This window comes from Pectobacterium parmentieri (assembly GCF_001742145.1).
GTDB classification, from domain to species: domain Bacteria; phylum Pseudomonadota; class Gammaproteobacteria; order Enterobacterales; family Enterobacteriaceae; genus Pectobacterium; species Pectobacterium parmentieri.
In genome coordinates, this window is the sequence record NZ_CP015749.1 from 1122554 (window position 1) to 1137844 (window position 15291).

Annotated in this window: 19 protein-coding genes; 15 read left to right on the plus strand and 4 right to left on the minus strand. The window is 55.8% G+C overall.

The genetic code is table 11. From position 1 onward, the window contains the following. The first annotated feature begins 6 nt into the window (after nt 1-6). The 15 genes from nrfB (at nt 7) to ccmI (ending at nt 12128) form a co-directional block, all read left to right on the plus strand. Nucleotides 7-576 carry a cytochrome c nitrite reductase pentaheme subunit gene (gene nrfB, locus A8F97_RS04965; RefSeq protein ID WP_033071652.1) on the plus strand — a complete coding sequence of 190 codons (570 nt, stop codon included), beginning with the start codon at nt 7-9 and terminating at the stop codon, nt 574-576. Then, nucleotides 573-1244, plus strand: coding sequence for a cytochrome c nitrite reductase Fe-S protein (nrfC, locus tag A8F97_RS04970; protein ID WP_015730698.1), 672 nt, complete (start codon nt 573-575; stop codon nt 1242-1244). Before nrfB ends, nrfC begins: the two co-directional genes overlap by 4 nt. Beyond that, entirely contained in the window at nt 1241-2203 is a 963-nt protein-coding gene (nrfD, locus tag A8F97_RS04975) for a cytochrome c nitrite reductase subunit NrfD (RefSeq protein ID WP_005970921.1), read from the plus strand. The genes nrfC and nrfD overlap by 4 nt, the downstream gene beginning before the upstream one ends. A 21-nt stretch (nt 2204-2224) precedes the next feature. Continuing rightward, nucleotides 2225-4099, plus strand: coding sequence for a heme lyase CcmF/NrfE family subunit (locus tag A8F97_RS04980; protein WP_033071651.1), 1875 nt, complete (start codon nt 2225-2227; stop codon nt 4097-4099). After that, nucleotides 4092-4493 carry a heme lyase NrfEFG subunit NrfF gene (gene nrfF, locus A8F97_RS04985; protein WP_014700350.1) on the plus strand — a complete coding sequence of 134 codons (402 nt, stop codon included), beginning with the start codon at nt 4092-4094 and terminating at the stop codon, nt 4491-4493. The genes A8F97_RS04980 and nrfF overlap by 8 nt, the downstream gene beginning before the upstream one ends. Then, nucleotides 4490-5317, plus strand: coding sequence for a heme lyase NrfEFG subunit NrfG (gene nrfG, locus A8F97_RS04990; protein ID WP_014700349.1), 828 nt, complete (start codon nt 4490-4492; stop codon nt 5315-5317). Before nrfF ends, nrfG begins: the two co-directional genes overlap by 4 nt. A 201-nt stretch (nt 5318-5518) precedes the next feature. Further along, the gene (gene ccmA, locus A8F97_RS04995; RefSeq protein ID WP_014700348.1) at nt 5519-6139 is read left to right on the plus strand and encodes a cytochrome c biogenesis heme-transporting ATPase CcmA; all 621 of its coding nucleotides are present in this window, start codon (nt 5519-5521) and stop codon (nt 6137-6139) included. Next, nucleotides 6139-6795 (plus strand): heme exporter protein CcmB, encoded by a 657-nt coding sequence (gene ccmB / locus A8F97_RS05000; RefSeq protein ID WP_005970933.1) that lies wholly within the window; start codon nt 6139-6141, stop codon nt 6793-6795. The genes ccmA and ccmB overlap by 1 nt, the downstream gene beginning before the upstream one ends. Before the next feature lie 68 nt (nt 6796-6863). Continuing rightward, the gene (locus A8F97_RS05005; protein ID WP_033072058.1) at nt 6864-7604 is read left to right on the plus strand and encodes a heme ABC transporter permease; all 741 of its coding nucleotides are present in this window, start codon (nt 6864-6866) and stop codon (nt 7602-7604) included. Further along, nucleotides 7601-7822, plus strand: a complete 222-nt coding sequence (gene ccmD, locus A8F97_RS05010) for a heme exporter protein CcmD (protein WP_033071649.1) — start codon at nt 7601-7603, stop codon at nt 7820-7822. Before A8F97_RS05005 ends, ccmD begins: the two co-directional genes overlap by 4 nt. Beyond that, entirely contained in the window at nt 7819-8301 is a 483-nt protein-coding gene (gene ccmE / locus A8F97_RS05015; RefSeq protein ID WP_014700345.1) for a cytochrome c maturation protein CcmE, read from the plus strand. The genes ccmD and ccmE overlap by 4 nt, the downstream gene beginning before the upstream one ends. Then, a complete protein-coding gene (locus A8F97_RS05020; RefSeq protein ID WP_014700344.1) occupies nt 8298-10253 on the plus strand; it encodes a heme lyase CcmF/NrfE family subunit in 1956 nt (651 codons plus the stop codon). The genes ccmE and A8F97_RS05020 overlap by 4 nt, the downstream gene beginning before the upstream one ends. After that, nucleotides 10250-10807 carry a DsbE family thiol:disulfide interchange protein gene (locus A8F97_RS05025; RefSeq protein ID WP_025918556.1) on the plus strand — a complete coding sequence of 186 codons (558 nt, stop codon included), beginning with the start codon at nt 10250-10252 and terminating at the stop codon, nt 10805-10807. Before A8F97_RS05020 ends, A8F97_RS05025 begins: the two co-directional genes overlap by 4 nt. Next, entirely contained in the window at nt 10804-11262 is a 459-nt protein-coding gene (locus A8F97_RS05030; RefSeq protein WP_014700342.1) for a cytochrome c-type biogenesis protein, read from the plus strand. The genes A8F97_RS05025 and A8F97_RS05030 overlap by 4 nt, the downstream gene beginning before the upstream one ends. Beyond that, entirely contained in the window at nt 11259-12128 is an 870-nt protein-coding gene (ccmI, locus tag A8F97_RS05035) for a c-type cytochrome biogenesis protein CcmI (RefSeq protein WP_033071648.1), read from the plus strand. Before A8F97_RS05030 ends, ccmI begins: the two co-directional genes overlap by 4 nt. 573 nt (nt 12129-12701) lie before the next feature. Here ccmI and napC read toward each other — a convergent pair. From napC to napG, 4 genes are read right to left on the minus strand one after another with little or no spacing between them, the layout of a single operon-like run. After that, nucleotides 12702-13304 carry a cytochrome c-type protein NapC gene (napC, locus tag A8F97_RS05040; RefSeq protein WP_025918555.1) on the minus strand — a complete coding sequence of 201 codons (603 nt, stop codon included), beginning with the start codon at nt 13302-13304 and terminating at the stop codon, nt 12702-12704. Nucleotides 13305-13312: 8 nt separating this feature from the next. After that, on the minus strand, nt 13313-13750 hold the full coding sequence (gene napB / locus A8F97_RS05045) for a nitrate reductase cytochrome c-type subunit (protein WP_005970953.1): 438 nt from the start codon (nt 13748-13750) through the stop codon (nt 13313-13315). Then, nucleotides 13747-14610 carry a quinol dehydrogenase ferredoxin subunit NapH gene (gene napH, locus A8F97_RS05050; protein ID WP_015730692.1) on the minus strand — a complete coding sequence of 288 codons (864 nt, stop codon included), beginning with the start codon at nt 14608-14610 and terminating at the stop codon, nt 13747-13749. The genes napB and napH overlap by 4 nt, the downstream gene beginning before the upstream one ends. Next, nucleotides 14597-15289, minus strand: coding sequence for a ferredoxin-type protein NapG (napG, locus tag A8F97_RS05055; protein ID WP_014700339.1), 693 nt, complete (start codon nt 15287-15289; stop codon nt 14597-14599). Before napG ends, napH begins: the two co-directional genes overlap by 14 nt. Nucleotides 15290-15291: the final 2 nt, after the last annotated feature.

Sequence of the window (15291 nt, forward strand, 5' to 3'; positions counted from 1 at the left end):
GTGGATATGAGCGTATCACGTTCGTTATTGACTGCCGGGGTGCTGGTATCAGGCATGCTTTGGGCCTTGCCAGGGCTGACGCAGCCCGCACCTCAGGCGGAAAAAGGAGAGCGGTGGACGGTAATGCCACAGCGCAATCCCGATGAGGCTTGTCTACAGTGCCATAAACCGGAAGAGGATGGCATGCAGGGCAAACATGCCTCCGCAGTCAACCCGCATAATCAACAACAACTGACCTGTACCAACTGTCATGGCAAGCCGTCGCTGCTGCACCGTGAGGGTGTTAAAGATGTCATGCGCTTTAACTTCCCGATGTATAAGGTGGAAGAGCAAAACAGCGTCTGTATGTCATGCCATATGCCGGAGCAGTTGCAGAAGTCGTTTTGGCCACACGATGTGCATGTAGCCAAAGTGGCGTGCGCCAGTTGCCATCAGTTGCATCCTACGCAGGATAGTATGCAAACGCTGAACGACAAGAGCCGCATTAAACTGTGTGTAGATTGCCATAGCGATCAGCGTAATAACCCAGATTTCAACCCAGCCTCAGTGCATCTGGGTAATAAGAGGCAGCCATGAGTTGCTCTCGTCGTCAATTTCTTGCCCGTATGGGCGGGCTGATTGCCATCACCAGTACGGCGGGGCAGGTTGTCGCACAGACGCTGAACGTTAACGGCGTCCGCTACGGCATGATCCACGATGAATCGCTTTGTATCGGCTGTACGGCGTGCATGGATGCCTGCCGTGAAGTCAATCAGGTGCCAGAAGGGGTATCACGCCTGAAGATCATTCGCAGCGAACCGATCGGGACCTTTCCTGACGTGAAATACCGCTTTTTCCGTCACTCATGCCAGCACTGCGATCATGCCCCCTGTGTTGATGTGTGTCCTACCGGGGCATCGTTCCGCGATGCGGCAAGCGGCATTGTGGATGTGAATCCCGATCTGTGCGTAGGCTGCCAATACTGTATTGCTGCCTGCCCTTACCAGGTGCGTTTTATTCATCCGCAGACGAAAACGGCGGATAAATGCGATTTTTGCCGCAAGACCAACCTGAAGCAAGGAAAGCTGCCGGCCTGTGTGTTGTCGTGTCCGACGAAGGCGCTGACGTTCGGTAACCTTGACGATCCTGACAGCGAGATCTCCCGCCTGCTTCGTCAACAGCCGACGTATCGCTACAAAATTGCGCTCGGCACCCGCCCTAAGGTCTATCGCGTACCGTTTAAATACGGGGAGGTTCATCAATGACGCCCGTGTCTTCAAGCGCATTCCATTTTGATTCGTTAGTCTGGGACTGGCCGATTGCGATTTACCTGTTTTTGGTGGGCATTTCTGCGGGGCTGGTCACGCTGTCAGTCTTACTACGGCGCTACCATCCCGAACAGGCCACCGCAGACAGTACGCTAATGCGCACCACGCTGATCCTTGCGCCGTGCACCATCATTCTGGGATTGTTGATTCTTGTCTTCCACCTGACGCGTCCCTGGACGTTCTGGAAGCTCATGTTCCATTACAGCTTTACCTCGGTGATGTCCGTTGGGGTCATGCTGTTTCAGGTTTACATGGCGGCGCTGGCGGTCTGGCTGGTCAACATTTTTAGCGAGCAGACTATCGTGCTGCAACAGCGCTGGTTACCGAAGCTGAGTATCCTTCCTAAGGTATTGGGTTGGCTGGCACCGCTGCAAAAATCGCTGGATATCGTGATGTTGCTGTTGGCGGTGATGTTAGGGGCTTATACCGGGTTTTTACTCTCCGCGTTGAAAACTTACCCGCTGCTGAATAACCCGATCCTACCCGCATTGTTCCTGTTTTCGGGGGTGTCCTCCGGTGCGGCAGTGGCGCTGATCGCCATGACCTGCCGCTATCGTCGCAATCCGCATAGCGAAGAGGCGCACTTTGTTCATCGTGTCGAAACGCCCGTCGTGTGGCTAGAAATCTTCTTACTGTTCGCGTTCTTTATTGGCCTCGCGTTAGGGGACGATGGGAAACAGCGGGCGCTGGTGGCTGCGTTGGGTGGTGGATTTTGGGCCGCGTGGTTCTGGCTGGGTGTTGTAGGGATTGGATTAGTCATTCCCTTGCTGCTCAAGTCATGGGCTAACCGATTGCATTCACCCTATGGGGTGCTGGCGGTTTGTGGCATGAGTCTGGTGGGGGTCTTGCTGCTGCGCTTCTTTATCCTCTATGCGGGGCAGTTAACCGTTGTCTAATTCCCCGCAAGAGGCCTGTTGATGTTGTTATTGCCAGAATTTGGATATGTGGCGTTGTCGCTGGCGAGTTGCGTAGGTGTGGCGACGGCGTTGCTGACATTTTCAGGCTACACCCTGCGCTGGTCGGGTACATACCGACTGGCGCGGTGCTGGACGCTGGTGCTGTTTGGCCTTGTGCTGTTCGCGTTTATCGCGCTGACGCTGAGCGTGGTGCAGGATGATTTTTCCGTCAACTATGTCGCTCAACATAGCCATCGTGATTTACCGCTGGGGCTAAAGATCGCAGCGGTCTGGGGCGGACATGAAGGGTCGCTGCTGCTGTGGCTGTTATGTTTGTCCGGCTGGAGCGCGGCATTTGCCTGCCGCTATCGCAAGGCGACGAGCGCACTGTTTCCGCTGACGCTGGCGATGCTGGCCGTGATAGCGACCGCGCTGCTGGTGTTCATTGTATTTTTTTCCGATCCTTTTGTGCGTCTCTTCCCGCCCGCTGTGGCGGGGAGGGATCTCAACCCGATGTTGCAACATATTGGCCTTATTCTTCATCCGCCGTTGCTCTATCTGGGCTATGGCGGGTTAACCGTGAGTGCGGCACTGGCATTAGCTGCCTTGATTCATGGCGAGTTTACGGCCCCGGCTGCCTGGATTTGCTGGCGCTGGACGCTGCCCGCCTGGAGCCTGTTAACACTGGGCATCATCCTGGGATCGTGGTGGGCCTATAACGAACTGGGCTGGGGAGGATGGTGGTTCTGGGATCCGGTAGAAAACGCCTCATTGCTCCCGTGGTTAACGGCTAGCGCGCTGCTCCACAGTCTCTCTGTCACCCGGATGCGCGGCATCTTCCGCCATTGGTCGCTGATATTGGCGTTGTTGACCTTCATTTTATGCCTGCTGGGCACGTTGATTGTTCGTTCCGGGATACTGGTTTCGGTTCACGCCTTCGCCCTCGAACATGGTCGCGCGGTGCCTTTATTTATCCTATTTTCCTGCTTAAGTATGGCGGCGCTGGCTGTTTATGGCTGGCGTGCTCAGCTTATCCATTCTGCTGCACGCTTCTCTGGCTGGTCGCGGGAAATGGCGATATTGCTGGTGTTGCTGTTATTTAGCGCGGTGGCGCTGGTGGTACTGATCGGCACTCTTTATCCGATGATTTATGGTTTGGCGGGTTGGGGGAAAATTTCGGTAGGTGCTCCTTATTTTAACCGCGTGCTCTTGCCCTTCGGTGGCCTGATGTTGTTGCTTATTGGGGGCGCGGCGGGAGGCTACTGGAAGCGTAGTGCGCGCTGGTCTGCCCGACGTTTAGGGAACTCGCTGGCAGTCGCCGTCATCACTGCTCTGATTGTATGGCCGTATGGGTATGACGTGGCGCTGGCTGCAGGCTTGATAGGCTGGGTGATGGCCGTGCAGTGGCTGCAGCCGCTGTCGGCGATACGCCAGCAACTTCCTGCGCTGTTAGCACATACCGGCGTGGCATTGTTTGCCTTGGGCATCGCGTTTTCTGCGGGCAGTAAGCAGGAAATCAGCGTCAATGTCGCTCAGGGAGAGCAGGTCACGCTGGGTGACTATCATTTTCGATTTTTACGGTTGGATTTAGTGGCGGCGCAGAATTACACCTCCGAGCAGGCCGTGATTGCGATTTATCGTGGTGATGCGCCGATCGCCCAAATTATGCCGGAACGTCGTTACTACAATGCACGTAAACAGCAGATGGTTGAGCCGGGTATTGCCTGGGGGCCGATCAGAGAATGGTATGCCGTGATGGGCGAGAAAACCGGCGAAAATCGCTATGCGATGCGTTTCTATGTGCAGACTGGCGTTCGCTGGGTGTGGGGCGGTGGCATGTTAATGGTCGCGGGCGCTCTGCTGGGGTGGTTCCGAGGGAGAAAGGTCTATGACTAAATACCTTACGCTTCTTCTCATGCTGCTGGTTTTTTCTGTGCAGGCTCAGGTGGTCGATACCTGGGTATTTTCCAGTCAGGCGCAGCGTCAGGATGCGATGGCGATTGCTGGGGAATTACGCTGCCCGCAATGCCAAAACCAGAGCCTGTTGGAATCGAATTCGCCTGTGGCGGTCAGTATGCGCCATGAGGTTTTTTCCATGGTGGAACAGGGCAAAGATAAGTCAGAAATTATGGCGTTTATGAACCAGCGCTATGGGGACTTTGTTCAGTACAACCCACCGATGAAAATGCAAACCGGCATACTTTGGCTAACGCCAGGGCTTTTACTGCTAGCGATTGTGGCTATTGCGTGGCGGGTGATGCGGCGACAAAACCGAGGGGCGCGCTCATGAGCCTGTTAGACGTATTGATCGCTGCTGTCGCCATTATCCTAATGGCTGGGTTGTTATGGCCACTACTGCCCCAGCGCAAACCGGAGGGCGATGGCAAGCTACTGCGATTAGCGGAGCGTATCTGGCATTTTCAGTGTGAACAAGCTGCGAAGCATCTCTCCGAACATGAGGCAAAGATGCTGGGGCGTGAACTGGTGCATGACCTGCCGCTAACGTCATCCCCCCCCTTCGTGCCGCGCCCGATGCCAATCATCGTCGTCGTGGCCGCGGTCATCGTTATTTTCTTGAGTAGCGCGGTGTTCTATGCGCTGGGCCCGCGCGGTGCGCTCGTTCAAGCGGAGCGACAGCGGCTTGCCGATCCGCTACACGATTTTAGCGACGCACAACAGCAGGAAAAACAGCTTGCTGCCTTGCAGGACAACATTCGTAAAACGCCTGGCAACAGCGTCCTCTGGGCCGAGCTGGGTGAATATTATCTTTACCGTAACGCCTATGACAATGCGCTGCGTGCTTATCGACAGGCGATTGCGCTGAAGGGCGACAGTGCAGAGCTGTATTCAGCGCTGGCAACGGTACTGTATTACCAGGCGGGTCAGGCCGTCACGCCTCCGATGCAGGAGATGGTCGATAAAGCGCTGGCACTGGATGCCAATGAAGTGACGGCGCTGATGTTGCTGGCATCTGATGCGTTCTTGAAGGCGGATTATGCACGCGCTATTACGATTTGGCAGCACCTGCTGGATACGTACAGCCCTCGGGTTAATCGTGCTCAGCTAATCGAGGCAATCAATACGGCAACGCTGCTGAAGAATAGCCAGAAATAACGCGTGATACTCCTCGAATCAGAGGACTCCAGTGCGGCCGTTGCGCCGTGGTGGTGGCGGGAATAACCGGAATCTCTGGCTTTATTGATCTCAATAAAAAAGATTAACTCTTTATGGTTACGGTCCCCGAGAGGGGGAGTAAAGGCACCATGTTATTCTATACCCAGGGTATATGGCATTAGAAAGTAGGAGTACACCCCGATGTTAGAAGCGCGTGATGTGGTTTGCATACGCGATGAGCATGTGCTGTTCAGCGCGTTGTCGTTTACCGCCGGCCCGGGAGAAATGGTGCAGATTGCCGGTGCCAACGGGGTGGGGAAAACATCGTTGTTGCGCATTTTAAGCGGCTTGGCGACCCCCGAGTCGGGAGACGTATGCTGGCAAGGACAGCGGATCAACCGTATACGTGAACATTTTAATCAGCAGCTTCTGTGGTTAGGCCATCAGCCGGGCATCAAGAGCGTGTTGACCGGTGAAGAAAATCTGCGCTTTTTCTCTCCGCAGCAGCATCAGGATGCCCATTGGCAGGCACTCGCCGCCGTCGGGTTGTCAGGATATGAAGACGTGCCTGTGGCGCGCCTTTCGGCGGGGCAACAGCGCCGTGTCGCATTGGCACGCTTGTGGCTCACCGACGTACCGCTGTGGATCCTGGATGAACCGCTTACTGCGCTTGACGTGGCGGGCGTTGAAATGCTGACACAGCGGATGGAACATCATATTGCACACGGTGGCATCATCATTTTAACCACTCATCAGCCGCTACGTCCGTTTGCTCAAAGCATCCGCTGTATCCAGCTTACACCGAGTGAAGGAGCACCATAATGCGGCGACTGATTGCTCGAGAGTTGCGCGTCGCGTTGCGCAATAACGCGGAGATTCTTAACCCGCTGTGGTTCTTCCTGATTGTCATCATTTTGTTTCCTCTCGCCATCGGGCCGGAACCGCAGCTATTGATGCGTGTAGCGCCGGGCGTGGTATGGGTGGCGGCATTGCTTGCTTCTCTGCTGGCGATGGATCGTCTTTTTCGCGATGACTATCAGGACGGTTCGCTGGAACAACTGACGCTGCTGCCGTTGCCGCTGCCGTTAGTGGTGCTGGCGAAAGTGGTGGTGCACTGGATGGTCAGCGGGCTGCCGTTGCTACTGCTTTCCCCGCTGGCGGCGCTGCTGTTTGGACTGGACAGCCACGGTTGGTGGGTGATGGCGCTAACGCTGTTGCTTTGTACGCCCACACTCAGTTTTTTGGGGGCGATTGGTGCGGGGTTAACGGTTGGGCTGCGTCGCAGCGGTGTACTGTTAAGTCTGTTGGTATTGCCGCTCACCATACCGCTGCTGATTTTTGCTACAGCGGCGGTAGAGGCCGCCATGATGCAACTGCCGGTGGGTGGGTATCTGGCAATCCTCGGTGCCTTTCTGGCAGGCAGCGCCACCCTGAGCCCGTTTGCTACGGCGGCGGCGTTGCGGGTGAGCATACAATAATTTTCCGATCTCAGGATCGCCTTTATCGTCCCGCTGGGATGAGTTTTACGCAGAGTGAGCACACGATTATGTTAAGAAAAAACTATCAGCTTACGCAACCGGATCGCCTTTATGGCCTTTGCGGCAAGCTTATCCCCTGGTTTGCACTGATTAGCGTGGCGCTGCTGATTGGCGGTTGCCTGCTGGGATTCGGGTTTGCACCTGCGGATTACCAGCAAGGGCAAGGATATCGCATCATGTACCTGCATGTGCCAGCGGCGGTGTGGTCGATGGGCGTCTATGCCGTAATGGCGATGTTTGCGCTTATCGGGATGATTCGGCAGTCAAAAACGGCGGAGCTTGCCGTGGCGGCGATGGCTCCGGTTGGTGCGGTGTTTACCTTTATTGCGCTGACAACGGGGGCGACCTGGGGCAAACCGATGTGGGGAACCTGGTGGGTCTGGGATGCGCGCCTGACGTCGGAACTCGTTCTACTGTTTCTGTACGTCGGTATCATCGCGCTCTACAACGCATTTGACGATCGCCGCCTCGCTGGTCGAGCGGCAGCCATTCTGGTGCTGGTCGGCGTGGTGAATTTACCCATCATTCATTTCTCGGTCGAGTGGTGGAATACCCTACATCAGGCATCGACAAAAATGCAGAAAACCATCGATCCCGCTATGCGTCTGCCGCTGCGGATCATGATGTTAGGGTTTATGAGTTTGTTCGTGACGTTGTCACTCATGCGGTTGCGTAATCTGATACTGGTGCAACAACGTCGCGCGCCCTGGGTTGCCGCGTTGGTTAATAAAGGAGGAATAGCACGATGAACATCGCTTTCACGAACTGGCAAGATTTTTTTGCGATGGGTGGCTATGCCTTATACGTATGGCTAGCTGTGGTGTTAACGCTGTTGCCGCTTAGCGCATTGATCGGTCATACCCTCTGGCATCGGCGTGCATTACTGAACGACATCCGCCGCCAGCAGGCACGTGAGCAGCGCAAGAGTACGGCTCGTCAGTCGACTGCGGTGGAGGTGACGCAATGAGTGTACCGCGTAAAACCCGTCTCTATGCCATTCTGGCCGTCGCCTGCGGCGCGGTGTTGACAGTAGGGCTAACGTTCTATGCGTTGAGCTCAAATATCGATCTCTTTTATACGCCCAGTGAAATTCTTTATGGCAAGAATGAAACACAGGAAAAACCGGCGATTGGGCAGCGCTTACGCGTAGGTGGCATGGTGATGCCGGGTAGCGTGCGCCGCGATAGTCAAAGTCTGGAAGTCCGCTTCACCGTTTATGATGCGCAGGGTTCAGTTGATGTGACTTATAACGGGATGTTGCCGGACTTGTTCCGCGAAGGGCAAGGCGTTGTGGCGCAGGGCATTCTGGATAGCGACGATCATATTGCAGCGAAAGAAGTGCTTGCCCGACATGACGAAAATTACACACCACCGGAAATCAAAGCGGCGATGGAAGGGCAAAACGGTCACGCTCCGGCGGCGGCCACAGAAGGTAAACGGTTATGATGCCTGAAGTGGGCAACTATCTGCTCTGTCTGGCGCTGGGTGTTGCGCTGTTGCTCAGCGTGTATCCACTGTGGGGCGCGTCGCGTCAGGATGAACGCCTGATGGCGCTGGCGCGTCCTCTTTCCTGGGTACTGTTCGCATGCATTTTGGCGTCCTTCCTCGTGCTGGTTCATGCGCTGGTGATCAATGATTTCACCGTCCTCTATGTAGCAAATAACTCGAACCGTGCGCTGCCGGTATGGTATCGCGTTGCCGCGGCATGGGGGGCACATGAAGGATCGCTGCTGCTCTGGGTTCTGTTAATGAGCGGTTGGACCTTCGCCGTGGCGGTCTTCAGCCGAGGAATGTCGCTGGATGCGGTCGCCCGGGTTCTAGCCGTCATGGGGATGATTAATGTCGGCTTCCTGCTGTTTATCATCCTGACGTCGAATCCCTTTACGCGCACGCTTCCGGACTATCCGATTGACGGACGCGATCTCAATCCGCTATTGCAGGATGTCGGGTTAATCTTTCACCCTCCGCTGCTTTACATGGGCTATGTCGGGTTTTCCGTGGCGTTTGCGTTTGCGGTCGCCTCGCTGCTGGCCGAGCGACTGGATAGCGCGTGGGCTCGCTGGTCCCGACCGTGGACACAGGCGGCTTGGTCATTCCTGACGCTGGGTATCGTGCTGGGATCTGGCTGGGCGTATTACGAGCTGGGGTGGGGCGGTTGGTGGTTCTGGGATCCGGTGGAGAATGCTTCATTGATGCCGTGGCTGGTGGGCACGGCGCTGCTGCATTCGCTGTCGGTTACCGAGAAACGCGGCAGCTTTAAGGCCTGGACGGTACTGCTGGCTATCGGCGCGTTCTCGCTCTGCCTGCTGGGAACCTTTCTGGTGCGTTCCGGCGTGCTGGTATCGGTGCACGCGTTTGCCTCCGATCCGGCGCGCGGCATGTTTATTCTCGCGTTTTTGGTCATTGTCATCGGCGGTTCTTTGCTGCTGTTCGCTATCAAAGGTAATAGAGTGCGGGCACGGGTAACGAACTCGCTCTGGTCGCGTGAAACTTTTCTGCTCGGCAATAACCTGATTCTGATGGCGGCCACGCTTGTTGTGCTGTTAGGAACGCTGCTGCCGTTGGTGCATAAGCAGTTGGGGTTGGGCAGCATTTCGATTGGTGCACCGTTCTTCAATACGATGTTTACCCTGTTAATGGCACCTTTTGCCCTGCTGCTGGGCGTGGGGCCACTGGTTCGCTGGCGGCGCGATGAACCACAAAAGCTGCGCAAACTGCTGCTGGTGGCGATGGCCGTGACGGCGGCCCTGTCGCTGCTGCTTCCGTGGCTGTTACAGGATTCCCTTGTTGCCATGACGGTGGTCGGTCTGTCGATGGCGCTGTGGGTATTTTTCTTAACAGTGTACGAACTGCATAGCAATTCCACCCGACGCCACGGTCTGCTGCGCGGTTTGACCACGCTTTCACTGAGCCAGTGGGGCATGGTGTGCGGCCATATTGGGCTGGCGGTGACGGTGGTAGGTATCGCATTCAGCCAGAATTATAGCGTTGAGCGAGATGTGCGGATGCGGGCAGGCGACAGCATACAGATCCATGATTACCGTTTTACGTTTCAAGGTGTGCAGGATGTCGTGGGGCCGAACTGGCACAGCGGTAAAGGGACGATCGAGGTCACGCGCAACGGCAAGCCGGAGGCGATCCTGACGGCGGAAAAACGCTTCTATAACACCAGCGGCGCGATCATGACGGAAGCGGCAATTGACGCGGGTGTGACGCGCGATCTTTACGCGGCCTTAGGCGAAGAGTTGGATGACGATAGCTGGGCGGTAAGACTGTATTACAAACCCTTTATCCGCTGGATTTGGTATGGCGGTGGGCTGATGGCGCTAGGGGGTATTCTGTGCATGTTTGATCCGCGTTATCGCCTGCGTCGTGCCGTGAGGGAGATATCATCATGAGCCGTAAGATCTTGTTAATCCCGCTCGTCCTGTTTTTGCTGCTGGCCGTCGCCTTGCTGTGGCAACTGGTGCGGAACAGCGGTGGCGACGATCCCATGCGGCTGGAGTCAGCCCTGATTGGCAAGCCAATTCCTGCGTTTCGGCTTGAATCTCTGGATCAGCCGGGAAAGGTGTATAGCCAATCTGAACTGAGCGATGGCAAACCGCTGCTGCTGAACGTCTGGGCGACCTGGTGCCCAACGTGTAGGGCGGAACACCAATTTCTCAACACGCTGGCGGCGCAGGGGATCCGGGTCGTGGGCATGAACTATAAAGATGAGCGCCCCAAAGCGGTTGAATGGTTGAAGACGCTAGGCAACCCCTATGCGATGAGCTTGTTTGATGGCGACGGTATGTTGGGGCTGGATCTGGGTGTATATGGTGCGCCGGAAACCTTCCTGATCGACGGACAGGGCATCATTCGCTATCGTCATGCGGGCGATCTCAACATGCAGGTGTGGCAAGAAACGCTGCAACCACTGTGGGACAAATACAGCAAGGAGGGTGGCGCATGAGAGTGCTCAGCTTCCTTGGTGCATTGTTGCTGTCGTTCAGCGTGCTGGCGTCATCCGAAGTATTGCGTTTTGACAACGACACACAGGAGCAACAATTCCGCGAGTTGACCATGCAACTGCGCTGCCCGAAATGCCAGAACAATAGTATCGCTGATTCCAATTCGATGATTGCCTCAGACATGCGGCAGAAAGTGTATGAACTGATGCAGCAGGGGCAAACGAAAGAGCAGGTTGTCGATTACATGGTGGATCGTTACGGCTACTTTGTGACATATGAACCGCCGATCACGCCTTTCACGATCTTGTTATGGCTACTGCCTGGGCTGTTTCTGGCGGTGGGGGCCGCGATGATTATTCGGCGCGCGCGTCGTATCAAAAGTGCCAAAGAACCGATGAGCGAACAGGATAAAAAGCGTTTGCAGACGTTGTTGGGACATGAGGGGAAATCGGAATGATATTACTGACAACCATCATTGTTTTATCGCTGATTGCACTGTCTGCGCTGCTGCTTGCGCCATGGTCGTCGCGGGGCGAGTACGATCGCGATGCGATCAATCAGGCGCTATATCGCGATCGTCTACGTGAGCTTAACGGGGATGTTGCCAATGAGCAGGAGCGTGCTCAACTGGTTGAAGAGCTTCAGCATACGTTATTGCAGGATATTCCCGGCGGGGTGAAGGCACAACAGCGACCGCTGAGCCACTGGGTTTTGCTGCCGGGCGTGTTGTTGCTGGTTATCGTCAGCCTCGGTGTATTTTGGAAGACTTCTGCGGTTAATCGGGTGCAGGAATTGCAGCAAGTTGTGGTGTTAACGCCGGACTTGATGAAGAGAGCGCTAGATGCGGATGCAGAACCACTGACGATCGAAGAGGTGGCGCGTCTCGGCTTGGGGTTGCGTAGTCAATTGGAGGCGCAGCCAGACAACGCACAAGACTGGTGGATGCTGGGGCGCATTGCGGGCTTGCTGAATAACTACGACATGTCTGTGCAGGCCTTTGCCAAGGCGTTTCAGCTCGAACCGAAAAATATGGATTTGGCGCTAGACTATGCCGATCTGCTGTCGCGATCCACCGATCCGCGTGATAGCCAGCGTGGTGGTGACATGTTGCGTGAGCTGATGAATTCCGGCTCGACCAATGTGCGGGTGTTGAGCCTGCTGGCCTTTAATGCCTATGAAGCCCAGCGCTATCAAGACGCGATTGATGCTTGGCAAGCGATGCTAAAACTGCTACCGCAAAACGACACGCGCCGTGCGGTTATCGAGCGCAGCGTCGCACAGGCGAAAGCTTCACTGTCGGTGCAGGCGACAACAGGGAAGTAGATCCTTTTTATCTTCATTATCAATAGCAGAAGGGCGATATATCGCCCTTTTTTCGTTTCTGTTGTTACGGTGAAGGTTTCGTGCGCATTACCCACGGTTTTTTCTGCAACCGTTGCAGCACGCACCCGACACGGAGCTGCTAAGACCGCTCTCAGTACAGACGGAAACATCTGCCTCAAATAACAATGAACGAAGTTCAGTCTTTGGATTTTATGGGATTAGTTTGCGTAAAAAAATCGCGCAGAGGTGTACATGACCGCCGGATGAGCGGCACGGACGCCGCGAAAGTCTGCGCCGCGTAAGGAACGCGTCGCAGACGGTCCGAACAGCGGGCATGAACACCGAAGGCACCGCGAAGCGGCGCGATTTACCGCAAAAAGCCAGGGGTCGCGGGGCGACGGCAATTGAGCCGCCCCGCGTCGGGCGCGTGCGACGCGAGTTGCAGAAAATCACATGACTCAATTGCGCACGAAACCCTCACGGTACTTACAAGAATACGTTACACCCGCTCGCCGGACTTTGTCAGCAACGATAGGACGGCATACGCCGTCCGCGTGTTACGAAGGGGGCGGGTTATAACCCGCTTTTGACGCCGTGCATGTCCGGCAGTTTGTGGGCGATGCCTTTGTGGCAGTCGATACAGGTTTGACCGAGTTTTATCGCTTCGCTGTGTTTTTCCGCTGCGACCGTTTTTTGCCCTGAGAAGTCCATGTAATCAAAGTTATGGCAGTTGCGGCATTCCTGAGAACCGTTATTTTTCATGCGCCGCCATTCGCTTTGCGCCATCGTCAGCCGGTGTGCTTCAAATTTTTGTGGCGTATCAATCGTGCCCATGATTTTGCCGTACAGCTCTTTACTGGCCTGAATCTTACGAACCATCTTCGGCACAAACTCATGCGGAACGTGGCAATCCGGGCAGGTGGCACGCACGCCGCTGCGGTTGCTGTAGTGCGCGGTTTCCATATATTCCTGATAAACGGTATTGCGCATCTCATGACAACTGATACAGAACGCTTCGCTGTTGCTCATTTCCATGCCTTTCTGAGACGTCGCCAGAAAGAAAATGCCGCTTGCGAAGCCGATAATCAGCAACGTTCCCAGCGCCAGCCGACTTGGGCGACGCCACCATTGCCACAGTTGGCGTAACAACCGTCCTACTTTTCCTGGTTGTTTCATAGCAAACCTCACTGTCCAAAGCCTTTAGAAGGAGCGAACGTGTTGCCGGTAATCGGCGAACTATCCGCTTGCGGCACGTGGCATTGCAGGCAGAAATGGCGTGCGGGTGCCACATTGCTCAGCACTTTGCCGTCTCTGTCGACAAAATGGGTTGGGCTGACGCGGGGGGCGCTGGTGGAACGATAGTTCTCCACGCCGTGGCACTGTAAGCAGCGGTTAAAGGTCGGGGTGACCTGATAGCCATCCACGCTATGCGGGATCATCGGTGGTTGGTTGACATAGTTGAGCGCCATACGCTCCTGCTGCTTCGGCATCCGGCTATTTCCCGGCTGTGTCGCGGCGACTTCTGGCGATTGGCTTAAATCGACCTGTGCAGTGGCTATTGCACTGCACATTATCGCTAGGGCGGTGATCCAACGAAACCATCCCATTCTCAGGCTTTTCATGACTTTGCTCCCGATTTCCATCTAAGGGTTATTTTAAAAACGTCTTCAGCGCAGACATCAATACAACGTCCGCATGTTATGCAGTCACGGTCAGTAACCTGTACCGGACTGTGTTTATCTAGTAAGGGGGCGCGTAGCACCTGCGGCTCTGGACAGACATGGAAGCAGTCCATGCAGCGCGTGCAGCGTTCACGCTCTGCGGCAGCCACAACCAATGCGCCTTTAGCACCAAGCACACCATACAGCGCACCAGTCGGACAAAGGTGCCCGCACCAGCCGTGTTCCACGACCAATAAATCAAACAGAAACAGCGTCAACAGCAGCCAGATACCGGCTCCAAACCCGAAAATCAGCCCACGCCCCGCCAGTGATACCGGGTTGACCCATTCCCACAGCAGCCCACCCGTCAGCGCGCTGCCTGCCAGAATAAATATCAGCAGCAGGTAGCGCAGGTTGCGGGGGAGTGTTGCCGAGGCGGTGATGCCGAAACGACGACGTAGCCAAGCGGCTAAATCGGTTAACGGATTTACGGGGCAGACCCAGCTACAGAACAGGCGCTTGCCCACCAGTGCATAGCTCAGCGCAATAATCAACGTCCCGACCAGCGCGAGAGTGGCAGGCAGATGACCGCTCGCCAGACTTTGCAACACCATTAGCGGATCGCTGAGTGGTACGGTGTCGAGCAATCGGCTGGCGCTGTAGTTACCGCGCAAGATCCAGAACCCTAACAGCGGGCCGCTGAGGAACATGAGCAGCACCAGAGATTGGGTCAGGCGGCGCAGTACCAGCCAGCGATGGCTGCGCCACCAGCCTTTCTTTGCCTGAGCTTCTCGTCCGGCGTCCTGTTTACGATTTGCCATCGTGTGCCTCCAGCCAACTGAAACGGTAGTGGTGTCCGAGTTCGCCTTTTGCCAACGCACGCGGCAAGACCTTTATCGCGGGCTGCTCCAGTACGCAGGCCTTTTCACACTTTCCACAGCCGGTACAAATATCGCTATGTACCGTGGGCAGAAAACGGGCGTGTTTGCCAGTGCGGGCATTGCGCTCTGGTTCCAGTGTGATGGCGCTATCGATGAGGGGGCAGACGCGATAACACACATCGCAGCGTAACCCCTGATAGTTCAGGCAGTTTTCCTGATCTAACAACACCGCCAATCCCATGCGGGCATCATCGATAGTATCCAGCGGCTGTAACGCACCGCTGGGACAGGCAACCACGCAGGGAATGTCCTCGCACATCTCACATGGGATATCGCGTGCGACAAAGTAAGGGCTACCGGCTGCGGGGCCGGATACCAGCGTCGCCAGCTTCAGCGTGTCGTAGGGGCAGACCTGGACACATTGGCCACAGCGAATACAGGCACCGGAAAATGCCGCTTCAGGCAGCGCACCCGGTGGCCGCAGCCGGAGTACGTCAGCCTGTGCGCGCCGCTGCTGAATACCGAGAATCGTCACCGCTGCGGATAAACCCGCAACGGCACGAACGGCGTCACGCAGAAAGCGGCGGCGAGCGGGTGGTGAATGCTCCGGGCGTGCCATGT